The organism is Streptomyces sp. SDT5-1, from assembly GCF_052245995.1.
Taxonomy (GTDB): Bacteria; Actinomycetota; Actinomycetes; order Streptomycetales; family Streptomycetaceae; genus Streptomyces.
The window spans coordinates 1,782,784-1,797,242 of record NZ_CM125963.1; the positions used below are offsets into that span (position 1 = coordinate 1,782,784).

At 69.9% G+C, this 14,459-nt stretch carries 13 protein-coding genes and 1 riboswitch; of the genes, 3 read left to right on the top strand and 10 right to left on the bottom strand.

All coding sequences use genetic code 11. The features are described 5' to 3' along the window. Positions 1-208 precede the first annotated feature (208 nt). Together ACTWJ8_RS08405 and ACTWJ8_RS08410 are read left to right on the top strand one after the other, a co-directional pair. The gene (locus tag ACTWJ8_RS08405; RefSeq protein ID WP_443263481.1) at positions 209-793 is read left to right on the top strand and encodes a hypothetical protein; all 585 of its coding nucleotides are present in this window, start codon (positions 209-211) and stop codon (positions 791-793) included. 361 nt (positions 794-1,154) lie between these two features. Then, positions 1,155-1,355: a DUF5999 family protein gene (locus ACTWJ8_RS08410; protein WP_356389883.1), complete on the top strand. Its 201-nt coding sequence runs from the start codon at positions 1,155-1,157 to the stop codon at positions 1,353-1,355. A gap of 52 nt (positions 1,356-1,407) precedes the next feature. On the opposite strand, the gene gcvP is transcribed toward ACTWJ8_RS08410, so the two are convergent. Continuing rightward, the gene (gene gcvP / locus ACTWJ8_RS08415; protein WP_443263482.1) at positions 1,408-4,293 is read right to left on the bottom strand and encodes an aminomethyl-transferring glycine dehydrogenase; all 2,886 of its coding nucleotides are present in this window, start codon (positions 4,291-4,293) and stop codon (positions 1,408-1,410) included. Between the two features lie 185 nt (positions 4,294-4,478). Further along, positions 4,479-4,574, bottom strand: a riboswitch (glycine riboswitch). A 132-nt stretch (positions 4,575-4,706) separates the two neighbouring features. Between gcvP and ACTWJ8_RS08420 the strand changes: the two genes are divergently transcribed. Then, complete coding sequence (locus ACTWJ8_RS08420) at positions 4,707-5,081, top strand: PRC-barrel domain-containing protein (protein WP_356389879.1); 375 nt, start codon at positions 4,707-4,709, stop codon at positions 5,079-5,081. Here ACTWJ8_RS08420 and ACTWJ8_RS08425 read toward each other — a convergent pair. From ACTWJ8_RS08425 to ACTWJ8_RS08465, 9 genes are all read right to left on the bottom strand, one after another. Continuing rightward, positions 5,024-6,460, bottom strand: a complete 1,437-nt coding sequence (locus ACTWJ8_RS08425; RefSeq protein ID WP_443263483.1) for a DNA polymerase IV — start codon at positions 6,458-6,460, stop codon at positions 5,024-5,026. The two genes, ACTWJ8_RS08420 and ACTWJ8_RS08425, sit on opposite strands and share 58 nt — an antisense overlap. Positions 6,461-6,506: 46 nt before the next feature. After that, positions 6,507-7,127 (bottom strand): MerR family transcriptional regulator, encoded by a 621-nt coding sequence (locus tag ACTWJ8_RS08430; RefSeq protein ID WP_443263484.1) that lies wholly within the window; start codon positions 7,125-7,127, stop codon positions 6,507-6,509. A gap of 193 nt (positions 7,128-7,320) precedes the next feature. Next, positions 7,321-7,794 (bottom strand): bifunctional nuclease family protein, encoded by a 474-nt coding sequence (locus tag ACTWJ8_RS08435; RefSeq protein WP_356389873.1) that lies wholly within the window; start codon positions 7,792-7,794, stop codon positions 7,321-7,323. An 86-nt stretch (positions 7,795-7,880) separates the two neighbouring features. Further along, a complete protein-coding gene (gene ftsR, locus ACTWJ8_RS08440) occupies positions 7,881-8,609 on the bottom strand; it encodes a transcriptional regulator FtsR (RefSeq protein WP_443263485.1) in 729 nt (242 codons plus the stop codon). 27 nt (positions 8,610-8,636) lie between these two features. Then, on the bottom strand, positions 8,637-9,491 hold the full coding sequence (locus tag ACTWJ8_RS08445; RefSeq protein ID WP_356389897.1) for an FHA domain-containing protein: 855 nt from the start codon (positions 9,489-9,491) through the stop codon (positions 8,637-8,639). Between the two features lie 121 nt (positions 9,492-9,612). Further along, on the bottom strand, positions 9,613-10,590 hold the full coding sequence (locus tag ACTWJ8_RS08450) for a DUF881 domain-containing protein (protein ID WP_443263486.1): 978 nt from the start codon (positions 10,588-10,590) through the stop codon (positions 9,613-9,615). Between the two features lie 5 nt (positions 10,591-10,595). After that, on the bottom strand, positions 10,596-10,928 hold the full coding sequence (locus tag ACTWJ8_RS08455; RefSeq protein ID WP_266722032.1) for a small basic family protein: 333 nt from the start codon (positions 10,926-10,928) through the stop codon (positions 10,596-10,598). Then, positions 10,925-11,830: a DUF881 domain-containing protein gene (locus tag ACTWJ8_RS08460; protein WP_356389867.1), complete on the bottom strand. Its 906-nt coding sequence runs from the start codon at positions 11,828-11,830 to the stop codon at positions 10,925-10,927. The genes ACTWJ8_RS08455 and ACTWJ8_RS08460 overlap by 4 nt, the downstream gene beginning before the upstream one ends. Before the next feature lie 112 nt (positions 11,831-11,942). Then, positions 11,943-14,438 carry a sugar phosphate nucleotidyltransferase gene (locus ACTWJ8_RS08465; protein ID WP_443263487.1) on the bottom strand — a complete coding sequence of 832 codons (2,496 nt, stop codon included), beginning with the start codon at positions 14,436-14,438 and terminating at the stop codon, positions 11,943-11,945. Positions 14,439-14,459 lie beyond the last annotated feature (21 nt).

Consider the following 14,459-nt stretch of genomic DNA (forward strand, 5'->3'; position numbering starts at 1 on the left):
GTGCTAGCGGAAACACCCTGTGAACACGCGTCGTATAAACTCCGCTGGCGAGACAGAGAGTTGGCACCCTCGGTCCGGGTCCGGTCCTGAGCCCCGCCCCCTCTGCCCCGCGCATCCCAGTGCACCCGCAGCAGACAGCGCCGTCCGCTCGTCCCGCACCGCCCTCGCACCACGTGTCACGTGCCTGTCGAATGAGAGGCGACCCACCATGCCGCTGCACGTCCCACCGACCCCAGCGCCCGCCCTGCGCAGCGTCCTCACGGCCCTCGGTTCCCCCACCGCCGTCCGCGAGGCCCGCACCCCGTCCCTGCGCGCCGCACAGGGACCCGCGACCCCCGAACTCCCCCTGCCGCTCCATGTGTTGGACCACATCACCGAGGCCACCGGGCCGTCCAGGGCCCGGCTGACCGGCTGGCGTTTCCTGATCCGCTGCGGAGAGCGCGCGGTGGCGGCGGCCGACACCATGCTCACACCCGACGGCTGGGCCTTCTCGCACTTCTTCGAGGGCCCGTACATCCGCTCGACCGAGCGGGCCCTGCGCCAGGCCGAAGCGCTGCCCAAGGCCCATCAGCCCCGGCTGCTCTCGGTCCCCGAGCTCTACATGCTCACGCTGTGGCTGCACGGCGATCCGGCCGCCGATCCCGAGCGCGGCCACCCGGCCGCCGACGACATCCTGATCCCGCTGGCGCCCGCCCCGCCCGGCATCGCCCCGTACCGCCCGCACCGGGTGGCGGAGCTGCTGCCGGTCCTCACCCACCGGCTCACGCCGGCCCCCTTGGGTCTGCTCGCCTGATCCGGCCGGGGTCCGCCGACGACCCCGGTCGCACGAAGCCTGTGCCCCGCACCGTCCGCCGTCCGGTCGCGGGGCACAGCCCTGCCCGGGCGGACTAGCCCGTACCGACCACTCCTAACCACCCGAAGGGTCAGTCGAGTTGGACTGAACCGTCCGCACGGGTGATGCGTCTCCCACCTATGAGGACCGCTGCAAGGAAATCCCTGCGGATTGACGTCCACAGGGCAACACTGGGTTCCAGAACTCACGACATCGGGGGGCGGCCATGAACATTCCTTCAAGCCGCGGCACGTCGAGCACCATCAGCACAGCAAGCACAGCCCACGTCATAGAGACAACTTCGCAGCGAAAGATCCCATCCATGTGCCAGCACCAGCCATCCTGCCCGACAGCGGAATCCGAGGACAGGGAAGCAGCGCTCCCCGTGGCTCACCACCCCGAGCAGGGGTGGAGCCTCCTCTGCAACGGGGTCCTGCTCTTCGAGGACACCGGCGAACTGCTGCCCAACGGCAGGATCATCGCCCCGCACCGCCCCTTGGGCACGGTGGTGACGGCGGCCTAGCGGGCCGCCGAGCGGGACTGCGCGACCGAGGGCCGCGCAGTCCCCTTGAACATCAGCCCTCGTAGGCGTCGATCGGCGGGCAGGAGCACACCAGGTTCCGGTCGCCGAACGCCTGGTCGATGCGCCGGACCGGCGGCCAGTACTTGTCCGAGGCGACCACACCGGCCGGGAAGACACCCTCTTCCCGGCTGTACGCGTGGTCCCACTCGCCGCCGAGCATCCCCGCCGTGTGCGGAGCGTTCCGCAGCGGATTGTCCTCGGCGGGCCACTCGCCGGACGCGACCCGCTCGATCTCGCCGCGAATCGCGATCATCGCGTCGCAGAACCGGTCGAGCTCCTCGATGTCCTCGCTCTCCGTCGGCTCGATCATCAGCGTCCCCGCGACCGGGAACGACATGGTCGGCGCGTGGAAGCCGTAGTCGATGAGGCGCTTGGCGATGTCGTCGACGCTGACGCCGGTCGCCTTGCTGATCGGGCGCAGGTCCACGATGCACTCGTGCGCGACGAGTCCCGCGGGTCCCGTGTAGAGCACCGGGAAGTGCGGCTCGAGGCGCTTGGCGATGTAGTTCGCGGAGAGCACCGCCACCTGCGTGGCCCGCTTCAGGCCCTCGCCGCCCATGAGCCGCACGTACGACCAGGAGATCGGCAGGATGCCGGCGGAGCCCCACGGTGCGGCGGAGATCGGGCCGACGCCCGTCTCCGGGCCCGCGGCCGGCTGGAGCGGGTGGTTCGGCAGGTACGGGGCGAGGTGCTCGCGGACGCCGACCGGGCCCACACCGGGACCGCCGCCACCGTGCGGGATGCAGAAGGTCTTGTGCAGGTTCAGGTGCGAGACGTCGCCACCGAAGCGGCCCGGCTTGGCGAGGCCCACCAGCGCGTTGAGGTTCGCGCCGTCGACGTAGACCTGGCCGCCCGCGTCGTGCACGGCGGCGCAGATGTCGGCGACGTGCTCCTCGAAGACGCCGTGCGTCGACGGGTACGTGATCATCAGGACGGCGAGCTGCTCGGCGTGCTGCTCGATCTTGGCGCGCAGGTCCTCGATGTCGACCTCGCCGTCGTCGGCGGTCTTCACGACGACGACCTTCATGCCGGCCATCACGGCGCTCGCCGCGTTCGTGCCGTGCGCGGAGGACGGGATGAGGCAGATGGTGCGCTGCTCGTCGCCGTTCGCCCGGTGGTAGCCGCGGACCGCGAGCAGACCGGCCAGCTCGCCCTGCGAACCGGCGTTCGGCTGGAGCGACACCTTGTCGTAGCCGGTGACCTCGGCGAGCCGCTCCTCCAGCTCACGGATGAGCGTCAGGTAGCCCTGCGCCTGCTCGGCCGGGACGAAGGGGTGCAGCTGGCCGAACTCGGGCCAGGTCACCGGCTCCATCTCGGTCGTCGCGTTGAGCTTCATGGTGCACGAGCCCAGCGGGATCATGCCGCGGTCGAGCGCGTAGTCGCGGTCGGCGAGCCGGCGCAGGTAGCGCAGCATCGCGGTCTCGGAGCGGTACTGGTGGAAGACGGGGTGCGTGAGGTACTCGTCCTCGCGCAGCAGCCCGGCCGGCAGCGCCTCCTCGACCTCGGCGTCCAGCGCCTCGATGTCGGCCTCGACGCCGAAGGCGTTCCACACGGCGCCCAGCTGCTCGCGCGTGGTGGTCTCGTCGCAGGCGACGGAGACGTGGTCGGCGTCGACGAGGCGCAGGTTGACACCGGCCTCGCGCGCGGCGGAGACGACCTCGGCGGCCTTCCCCGGCACGCGCGCCGTGACGGTGTCGAAGTACGCGCCGTGCACGAGCTCGACGCCGCCCGCGGTGAGCCCGGCGGCGAGCAGGGTGGCGTAGCGGTGGGTGCGCCGCGCGATGGACTTCAGCCCGTCGGGTCCGTGGTAGACGGCGTACATGCCGGCCATGACGGCGAGCAGCACCTGCGCCGTACAGATGTTGCTGGTCGCCTTCTCGCGGCGGATGTGCTGCTCGCGGGTCTGGAGGGCGAGGCGGTACGCCTTGTTGCCGTCGGCGTCGACGGAGACGCCCACGAGGCGGCCCGGCAGGGAGCGCGCGAACTTCTCGCGCACGGCCATGTATCCGGCGTGCGGACCGCCGAAGCCCATCGGGACGCCGAAGCGCTGCGTCGTACCGACGGCGATGTCCGCGCCCAGCTCACCGGGCGAGGTCAGCAGCGTCAGAGCCAGCAGGTCGGCGGCGACGGTGACGATGGCGCCCAGCTCGTGCGCCTGGTCGATCACGGGCTTGATGTCGCGGACGGCACCGGAGGCGCCCGGGTACTGCACGAGCACGCCGACGACGCCGCGCTCGGCGACCTCGGCGGGGATGCCCTCGCTCAGGTCGGCGACGACGATCTCGACACCCGTGGGCTCGGCGCGCGTCTGGATCACGGCGATGGTCTGCGGCAGGGCGTCGGCGTCGACGACGTACACGCCGTTCTTGACCTTGCCGACGCGGCGCGAGAGGGCCATGGCCTCGGCGGCGGCGGTGCCCTCGTCGAGCAGCGAGGAGCCCGAGGTCGGCAGCCCGGTCAGCTCGGCGACCATGGTCTGGAAGTTGAGCAGCGCCTCCAGGCGGCCCTGCGAGATCTCCGGCTGGTACGGCGTGTAGGCCGTGTACCAGGCCGGGTTCTCCATGACGTTGCGCAGGATCACCGGCGGCGTGAACGTGCCGTAGTAGCCGAGGCCGATCATCGAGCCGAGCACCTGGTTGCGCTCGGCGAGCGACGTCAGCTCGGCGAGCACCTCGGCCTCGCTGCGGGCGTCCGGAAGGTTCAGCGCCTCGGCGCTCTTGATCACATCCGGCACCGCGGCCGCGGTCAGCTCGTCGAGCGAGCCGTAACCGACCTGCGCGAGCATCTTGGCCTGAGCGGCGTCGTCGGGACCGATGTGACGCTGCTCGAAGGGGATTCCCCGCTCCAGGTGGGAGAGCGGAATACGGTTGGCGGTCATTGCGGAGGCCTCCTGGTCATTGCGACCTACGAGGGGCACCACGGCGCGGGTACCCGGACGGCCTCCCCCTCTGTCATCTCAACCTGAGAGCTTCACCGGCCCACCCCGCGAGAACACGGAACACACCGGCTTGCACCGTCGGTGAGAGCGGAAACCGTGCACCCCGCCCTGCTTTCCAGAGTGACCTCGTCCGTGCGGTACGTGAGCCTGAGAGATTCCGGGGAGGATTTGCTCCTTCGGCGCCCCCGACGACTGCCGGAGGACTCTCCCGCACGGGGTCAACAGCCATCTGCCAGCCTACCAGCGGCGACATGGCCCGAGCCCTCGAGTGGCCGCCTTCCCCAATGTGCTCTTTCGTAGTGGTTACAGACCAGTTGCGGTCATTGCGATCCGCGCGATCAGTTGGAGGGCCCGTGCAGACCGATGTCGATCCGCGCAATCTGATCGGCCGCAAGGCCTTCGACCGCGACGGGGCCAAGATCGGCACCATCGACGAGGTGTACCTGGACGACGCCACGGGCGTCCCCGAGTGGGCGGCGATACGGACCGGCCTGTTCAGCCGCGACGCCTTCGTCCCGCTCGAGCCCAGCGAACTCGTCGACGGCACGCTCCGGGTGCCCTTCGAACGCTCCCTCATCAAGGACTCCCCCGACTTCGGCGTGGGCCGCCACCTCTCCCCCGAGCAGGAACTCCAGCTCTACGACCACTACGGTCTCGACATCACGGCCCCTCAGTCGTCCGACGTCACGTTCGGCAAGGTCGCGGGCGCCGACGACGACCCGGCCTGAGCCCTCTCCCTTTCGCCGCCCTCCACCAGCGGCAGCGGCTCCGCGGGCACCAGCTCCGGATCGTCGACCCGGAACGTCCGCACGCGGCCCGGCACCGCCGCGTACGGCGTCTCGAAGCGCACCGTGACCCGCCCCAGGCCGCTCCCCTGCACCCAGCCGGGCCCGAACTCGGTGTGCCGCACGTCGTGCCCGGCCAGCCACCGCCGCTCGGCGGGCTCGGGCTCCGGCTCGACCGCCTGCACGGGCTCGGCCGGCACCTCGGCGCCCTCCGGCTCCCCCGCTGCCGCGGCGGCCTCCTCCTCGGCCGCGGCGAACTGCGCGAACAGGTCCTCCTGCGTGAAGTCCGCGAGGCCGCTGACGCCGACCCCGAGCAGCCGCACGCCACCCGTCGTGTCCACGGACTCCAGGAGCCGCGCGGCCGCCTCCCGCACCACTCCCGGATCGTCCGTCGGCCCGCGCAGCGTCTCCGACCGCGTCAGCGTCGAGAAGTCGTAGCGCCGCACCTTGAGCACCACCGTCCGCCCCGACCGCTCGGCGGCTCTGAGCCGCTCCACGCACCGGTCGGCCAGCCTGCGCACCTCCATGCGCACCCGCACCCGGTCGTGGATGTCCACGTCGTACGTGTCCTCGACCGAGACCGACTTCGAGTCCCGCTCGGCGACCACGGGACGCTCGTCGCGCGCCAGCGCCATCTCGTACAGGTGGCTGCCGTGCGCCTTGCCCAGGAGCCGCACCATCTCGTCCTCGCCCGCCTCGGCGATCTCCTGCACGGTGAGGATCCCGGCACGCCGCAGATGGTCCCCCGTCGCGGGCCCGACACCCGGCAGGATCCGCACGGACTGCGGGCCGAGCAGCTCGCGCTCGGTGCCGGGGCGTATCAGCACGAGACCGTCCGGCTTGGCCTCCTCTGAGGCGATCTTCGCGAGCATCTTGGACGCGGCGAGCCCCACGGAACCGGTCAGACCCGTCACCCGCCGGATGTCCGCCCGCAGCCGGTACCCGACGGCCTCCGCGGAATCGGCGTCCCAGGCCGCCTCACCGGCCTCCAGATCCACGAACGCCTCGTCCAGGCTCAGGGGTTCCACCAACGGCGAGAGAGCCCCCAGGAGGCCCATCACCTGCTCGCTGATCGACCGGTACAGCCGGAAGCGCGGCACGAGGTACGCGGCATGCGGGGCGAGCCGGCGCGCCTGCCCCATCGGCATCGCCGAGTGCACCCCGAACTTCCGCGCCTCGTACGACGCCGTGGCCACGACGCCGCGCGGGCCGAGGCCGCCCACGACCACCGCTTTCCCGCGCAGGCTCGGCTTGGCCGCCTGCTCCGCCGAGGCGTAGAAGGCATCCATGTCGAGATGCAGGATCGTGGGCGCTGTTCTCACATGTCCGATGCTGCCCTACGGCACTGACAACGCGGCCGATCGGCCCTCACACGGCCCGGTTGCGCCGCCTCGCCAGCTCGTCCGTGGGGTTCGGCGGCACGATCGTCTCGCCGGTGTCCACGCGCTCTCCGTGGAGCTGCGACAGCGCCGCCTCCACGTCGCGCCAGACGACGCCGACGGCGATCCCGAAGACGCCCTGCCCGCCCTGGAGCAGATCGTGCACCTCGTCGGGCGACGTGCACTCGTAGACCGTCGCGCCGTCGCTCATGAGCGTCATCCGCTCCAGGTCCCGGAAGCCGCTCTCGCGCAGGTGCTGCACCGCGGTCCGGATGTTCTGGAGCGAGACGCCGGTGTCCAGGAAGCGCTTGACGACCTTGAGGACGACGACGTCCCGGAAGCTGTAGAGCCGCTGCGTCCCCGATCCGTACGCCGCGCGCACGGACGGTTCGACGAGTCCGGTCCTGGCCCAGTAGTCGAGCTGCCGGTAGGTGATGCCGGCCGCCGCGCACGCGGTCGGTCCCCGGTATCCCAGCTGCTGCGAAGCGACCGAGCCGCTGTCCCCCGCCACCACAGGCACGGCCTGCGGGCGCTGCGGAGTGTGATCGGCCGCGCTGCCGTGAAACCGGTACGGACCGCCCGTCGCCGTACCGTCGCCGCTGCTTCTCACGCCGACCTCCTCTTTGACCTGCCTCATCGACGGTAGGCAGTCACAGGGGGTGCGTCAACGAACGCCACACTCGGCACGCCGAGTGATAATCACCCTAAGAGTGGTTTCCCGTGACCCACCGCCGGGAAAGGCTAGCCGAATGTCTTGAGGCAGCCGCCGCTCGACGACCGGAAGCCGGTCGCCGGCCGCACGGTCACTGGCTGTTGGTGCCGAAGTCCTCGGGAGAGATCTGGTCGAGGAACTCGCGGAACTTCTCCACCTCGTCCTCCTGCTCGTCGGGGATCGCGATCCCCGCGTCGTCCAGGACCCCGTCACTGCCGAAGATCGGCGTTCCGGTGCGCAGCGCGAGGGCTATGGCGTCGGACGGGCGGGCGCTGACCTCGACCCCGCTCGCGAACACCAGTTCCGCGTAGAAGACGCCTTCGCGCAGGTCCGTGATGCGCACTTCCGTGAGCTCCTGGCCGACCGCCTCAAGGACGTCCTTGAACAGGTCGTGCGTCAGCGGACGCGCGGGCGCCATGCCCTGCTGGGCGAAGGCGATCGCGGTCGCCTCCCCCGGTCCGATCCAGATGGGGAGGTACCGTTCGCCTCCCACTTCACGCAGGAGCACGATCGGCTGGTTGGAGGGCATTTCGACCCGGACACCTACGACGTCGAGCTCGTTCACACAGCAACCCTAGGACGTGCCCGGCCGGTTTGGGTAGTCGGGGATCCACCGAGGGCCGGGCCATCGGCGCTCACCCGCGCCCACGATCAGGGCAGACGCACCCCGAGCGCGGTCTGTACGAGGGCGGAATGGAGCTTCACCGTGAGGCCGGCCAGCTCCTTCGCGCGGGCCTCCGCGTGCGCCCGCGTCTGCGGGTTGCGGTGCACCTTCAGCGGCGCCACCACCTGGTCCACGAGGCCCGCCTCGCGGTCCGCGGCCGCCCGCATGACCCGCAGGTGGCGCGGCCCGATGCCGAACCGGGCCAGCTCGCCGATCAGCTCGGCGACCGACACGGCGGACGCGTCGTAGCCGCCGTCCGGCAGTGGAGTGAGGAGCCCGTACGACTCCCATTCGTCGAGCTCGTGCTCCTCGACGCCGACGGCCGCCAGCAATTCGTCCCGCCCGACCCGCGCGGCCGTCGGCACCTCGGCGCCGCCCTCCGCGTCGCCGGGGCGTCCCGGCGCGGGCACGGTCAGGCTCTCGCCCGGCTCCATGGCGTCGAGCTGCTCCTTGATGACCTTCAGCGGCAGGTAGTGGTCCCGTTGCATGCGCAGCACGTGGGCCAGCCGCTCGACGTCGTCGGAGCTGAACTTCCGGTACCCGGAAGGCGTGCGCCGGGGCTCGACGAGGCCCTCGGACTCCAGGAACCGGATCTTGGAAATCGTGACTTCGGGAAACTCTTCTCGGAGCACGTTCAGTACGGTGCCGATGCTCATCAGCCGACTGTCCGTGGTGGCGGCGCCGCTCGGGGCGCCGCCACTCGTCGTGTGCAGCATGGACCTTCCTGAAGGGTCGCGGACGGTTCAGATACCGCGCTGGCTCGCGTAGAACACCAGCCGGTACTTGCCGATCTGCACCTCGTCCCCGTTGTTCAGCGTCACCGAGTCGATGCGCTCACGGTTCACATACGTGCCGTTGAGGCTGCCGACGTCGGCGACGGTGAACGAGCCGTCCTGGAGGCGACGGAACTCCACGTGGCGGCGCGACACGGTCACGTCGTCCAGGAAGATGTCGCTCTGCGGGTGCCGGCCCGCGGTGGTCAGCTCGCCGTCCAGGAGGAAGCGGCTGCCCGAGTTCGGACCGCGCCGCACCACCAGGAGCGCCGAGCCCAGCGGCAGGGCGTCGACGGCAGCCTGCGCCTCGGGCGAGAGGGCCGGGAGCTGCGTCTGGCCCGTCGCCTCCGGGTCGTAGGACTCGAGGCCGGAGATGGAGATCGTGGACGTCGTCTCGGACGGCCCCTCCGGCGCCGCGCCACCGCGCAGCGGCGCACCGCAGTTGGAGCAGAACCGGCTGTTCTCCCCGTTCCGGTTTCCGCACCTCGTACACACCAGGGCCGACATGCCGAACTCTCCACCCGTACTTGAGGTTGACGGTTCTCCGAAACCTATGCGGCCGGAACCGGCAGGGTCAACAGACGACGCGCCCTGTCCGCCCGAATTGTCTCCCGCGACCTGGTCGCGGAACAGCGGGCGCTCGCCCACCTGGGTCTCCGGCGCGTCTCCTTGGCGCGGCGCACGATGACGGTTGTCCTCACGTGCGCTCTTGCCGAACAACTTCGCAAACAACTTCACGGGCGATTCCCCTTGACCGAAACAGACCCGCCCGTGGGGCAGGACGAACCCTGACTGCACACATCGGCGTACATCGCGTACATCAATGACACGGACACCCTCACAACGTCCGTATCCGCCAAACAGTTTCCACCACGCACCCCACCCTTGCTGCGGCGACCCCCCGCAACGTCATGCCCTCGCACGGTGTTCACCATGCACCTCCGCCTCACTCGGAGGACGACCGAGCGTAATCAGGCCGTTGCGCGGATCGCAAGGCATCTACGACGATCTTGTCCGAACGGCGCACGTCCACCGTGGCCTGCTCCTTCTCCAGCGTCTGCACCACACCTCCGGGGATGTTCAGGGCCGGCTCGAGGTCCTGCGGCTTGCCGATGACCTTGAACCGGTAGGGGCGACTGATGTCGTGCCCGTCCACACTGACCCCCTTCCCGCCACTGCCGTCCGTCAGATACGTGTTGGCCACGACGCGGACCCCGTTCACCTGGATCGCCTCCGCGCCCGCAGCGCGCAGCTCCTGGACCGCGTCGAGCAGCATGTCCGCCTCCACGGCCCCCTTCGTGTCAGTGACGGTCATGGTGATCCCGGGGCCCTGCGCGGCGGTCGTGCCCGCGAGGATGCCGAGCTGCTTCTGCTTCTCGGCCGTCTGCTTGCGGGCCTCGTTCGCCTGGTCCGAACTGCTCTCCAGCTCGGACCGCTGGTCCTCGAGACCTTGCTTCTCATCCTCAAGACGCTGAGTTCGATCGTCCAGTTCATCGAGAATGCGGACAAGATCCTCCTGACGGGCACCGCGCAGCGCGCTGTTGTCGCTGGTGGACCGCACCTGGATGGCGAGCCCGAGCCCCAGCACGAACAGCAGCACGGCCATGATGAGCTGGGCGCGCGACGCGCGCGGCGGCCACAGACCCTTCACGAGCCGCTGCCTTCCGGTCAGCTCCGGCTCCTCGACGTGCGAACCCGCCGCGTCTGGCCGCTCGGCCTCGGCCTCCTCGCGCTCGGCCGGCGCGGGCTCGGGTTCCGGCTCGGGCACCTGCTGCGCCTTCGCCTTCTCCGTACGGGCCTCCGGCGGGACCTCCGCCGGCAGTTCCCTGCGCAACTGCTCGCGGCCCTCGCCGTCCTGACGGTTCTCGCGGCTCTCCGCGGACTCCGTGTTCTCGGCGTTCTCTGCGTTCTCGTCCTGACTCATCGGCCTCACGCCCGGAACACGTGCCGCCGGATCGCGGCCGCGTTGGAGAAGATGCGGATGCCGAGCACCACGACGACACCGGTCGACAGCTGGGCGCCGACGCCCAACTTGTCGCCCAGGAAGACGATCAGCGCGGCCACGACCACGTTCGACAGGAACGACACGACGAACACCTTGTCGTCGAAGATCCCGTCCAGCATGGCGCGCAGCGCGCCGAACACCGCGTCGAGCGCCGCTACGACGGCGATCGGAAGGTAAGGCTCAACAACCGCCGGAACCTCGGGCCGGACGAAAAGACCGACCACGACTCCCACGACGAGGCCCAGTACGGCGATCACGATGTGCCCTTCTGCTCTGCTCTCGGCTGTGCTGTACGTACGATCACGCTGGGTGCGGCGGGAAGTCGGACGTCGTCCTGAACCGAAATGCTGGTCCTGACCCCGAAGTTCTCCTGCAACGCGTGCAGATAGAGACCGTCGGGGCTGTTCTGGAACCGGGTGCTCAGCTTCTGCCCGTCCCCCACCGCGAGCACCGTGTACGGCGGCACCAGCGGCTTGTTGTCGACCAGTATCGCGTCACCCGCCGCCCTGATCGCGGACAGCGACGTGAGGCGCTGCCCGTTGATGCTGATGGCCTCGGCGCCGGACTGCCACAGGCCGTTCATGACCCGCTGCATGTCCCGGTCGCGTACCCGGCCGGTGTCGGAGAAACCGTTGCTCTCGCGGGGGCCGCTCCCGTCGCCCGTGGAGGCCGACTTGGCGTCGTCGACGACGAGCTTCACTCCGGGGCCGTGCACGGCGACGGCGCCCGAGAGCATCCCCGCCAACTCGCCCTGCTCGCCGCCGTGCTTCTTCAGCGCCTCGCGCTGCATCTCCCCCACCCGACCGCGCAAGGAGTCGACCTCGCCCTCCAGCCTGTCGGCGGACTCGGTCTCCTTGTCGATACGGTCGATGAGTTCCTCGCGCTCCTTGGCCACCACGGGCGCGGCCACACGGGCCTGCGCCGCACCGACTGTCACCACGAGGGCCGCGAGTACGAGACCCGCCGCGAGCCCCAACTTCGCCCGGAGCGTCTTCGGGAGACCGCTCTGCCCCAGCGCCTTCTTGCGCGCGGTGGCCTCCGCGTACCCGTCGTCCAGGCTGTGGTCCATGACGTTGGTCAGCAGCGACATGGAGGCGTCGGGGCGCGAGGGGCGCTCTGGGGTGCTCCGATTGGGGGGCTGCTGCGGCATGCCGCACATCGTCGCACGTCGTGGCCCCCACTACCCAACGACCCCACTGGTAGCACCCGACGACGCCACCGACCGGCTGCCCGGCGCCCGAAATGGGCGCCGAGCAGCGGGTATCCGCGCGTCAGCGTCCCGCGCTGTCCACCACGGCCGACCACTCGTCGAGGAGTTGCTGGGCCGAGGCGTCGTCCGGGCCCTCGGCCCACAGATGCGTGACCGCCTCCGCCGGGTCGGGCAGCACCATCACCCAGCGCCCGTCGGCCTCCACGACCCGCACGCCGTCGGTGGTATCGACGGACCGCTCGCCCGCCGCCTCCACGACGCGGCGCATGACCAGGCCCTTGACGGCCCACGGCGTCGCCAGATCCCGCTTGAGCACGTGCGCCCGCGGAATCCGCGCGTCGATCTGGCTGAGCGTCAACTGCGTACGGGCCACGAGCCCGATGAGCCGCACGAACGCCGCGGCCCCGTCGAACACGCTGCTGAACTCGGGAATGATGAACCCGGCCTTGCCGTCACCACCGAAGATCGTCCCGTCGTCGCGCCCCACGCGCGTCAGGTCGTCGGGCGACGTCGTCGTCCACTCGACCTGCGTCCCGTGGTACGCCGCGACCTGCTCGGCGATACGTGTCGTGGTCACGGGCAGCGCGACCCGCCCGCTCCTGCGCTCCGCGGCGACCAGATCGAGCATCACGAGCAGCGCCCGGTCGTCCTCGACGATCCGCCCCTTCTCGTCGACGAGCGAGAGCCGCTCGCCGACCGGGTCGAACCGCACGCCGAACGCGGCCCGGGCCGACGCCACGATCTCCCCGAGCCGTACGAGCCCTGCCCTGCGCGAGTCCGCGGTCTCGGTGGGCCGCGACTCGTCGAGCCCCGGGTTGATCGTCAGCGAGTCGACGCCGAGCCGCCCGAGCAGGCTGGGCAGCACGAGCCCGGCGCTGCCGTTGGACGCGTCGACGACGACCTTGAGACCGGCGTCGGCGATCCCCGTCGTATCGACATTCCGCAGCAGAGAACCCGTGTACGAGTCGAAGACGCTCGACGGGAAGTGCAGGTCACCGATCTCCCCGGGGAACGCCCTGCGGTACTCCTGCCGCGCATACACGCGGTCGAGCTTGCGCTGACTGCCCTGCGACAGGTCGGCTCCGCGCTCGTCGAAGAACATGATGTCGACGGAGTCCGGCACCCCCGGCGTCGTACGGATCATGATCCCGCCGGCGCTGCCCCGCGCGGTCTGCTGCCGCGCCACGGGCAGCGGCACGTTCTCCAAGTCCCGTACGTCGATGGCACTGGCCTGCAACGCGGAGATCACGGCCCGCTTGAGCGCCCGCGCACCACGCGAGTGGTCACGCGCGGTCGTGACGGTCGACCCCTTCTTCAGGGTCGTCGCGTACGCCCCCGCGAGCCTTACGGCCAGCTCGGGCGTGATCTCGACGTTCAGGATCCCGGAGACGCCCCTGGCCCCGAACAGATGGGCCTGCCCGCGCGACTCCCAGATCACCGACGTGTTGACGAAGGCGCCGGCCTCCACGGTCTTGAACGGGTAGACCCGCACATTGCCCTGGACGATCGATTCTTCGCCCACCAGACACTCGTCGCCGATGACCGCGCCGTCCTCGATCCGCGCGGCCCGCATGATGTCGGTGTTCTTGCCGACGACGCAGCCGCGCAGATTGCAGTGCTGCCCGATGTAGACGTTGTCGTGCACGACGGCCTTGTGCAGGAAGGCGCCGTTCTTCACGACGACGTTCGAGCCGACGACGGTGTGCTCGCGGATCTCGACATCGGCCTCGACCTTGGCGTAGTCGCCGATGTAGAGCGGCCCGCGGAGCACGGCGTCGGGGTGCACCTCCGCGCCCTCTGCGACCCATACGCCGGGCGAGATCTCGAACCCGTCGAGTTCGACGTCGACCTTTCCTTCGAGAACGTCGGCCTGCGCCTTCACATAGCTCTCGTGTGTGCCGACGTCCTCCCAGTAGCCCTCGGCGACATAGCCGTAGATGGGCTTGCCTTCCTTCATCAGTTGGGGGAAGACGTCTCCGGACCAGTCGACCGGAACATCTGGTTCGACGTAGTCGAAGACCTCGGGCTCCATGACGTAGATGCCCGTGTTCACCGTGTCGGAGAAGACCTGCCCCCAGGTCGGCTTCTCCAGGAAGCGCTCGACCTTTCCTTCCTCGTCGACGATGGTGATTCCGAATTCCAGCGGGTTGGGCACTCGGGTCAGACAGACCGTGACGAGCGCACCCTTCTCCTTGTGGAATTCGATGAGCTCGGTGAGGTCGAAATCGGTGAGGGCGTCACCCGAGATGACGAGGAAAGAGTCGTCCTTCAGCGCTTCCTCGGCGTTCTTCACGCTGCCGGCGGTGCCGAGCGGTTTCTCCTCGTTTGCATAGGTGAGCTCCATTCCCAACTCTTCGCCGTCACCGAAGTAGTTCTTGACGAGAGACGCCAGGAACTGCACGGTGACCACGGTCTCGCTGAGCCCATGCCTCTTGAGCAGCCTGAGTACATGCTCCATGATCGGCCTATTGGCCACCGGCAGGAGCGGCTTGGGCATGCTCGAGGTCATGGGGCGAAGACGAGTGCCTTCGCCTCCGGCCATCACGACGGCCTTCATGTCGGAAGCGTCCTCCTTGAA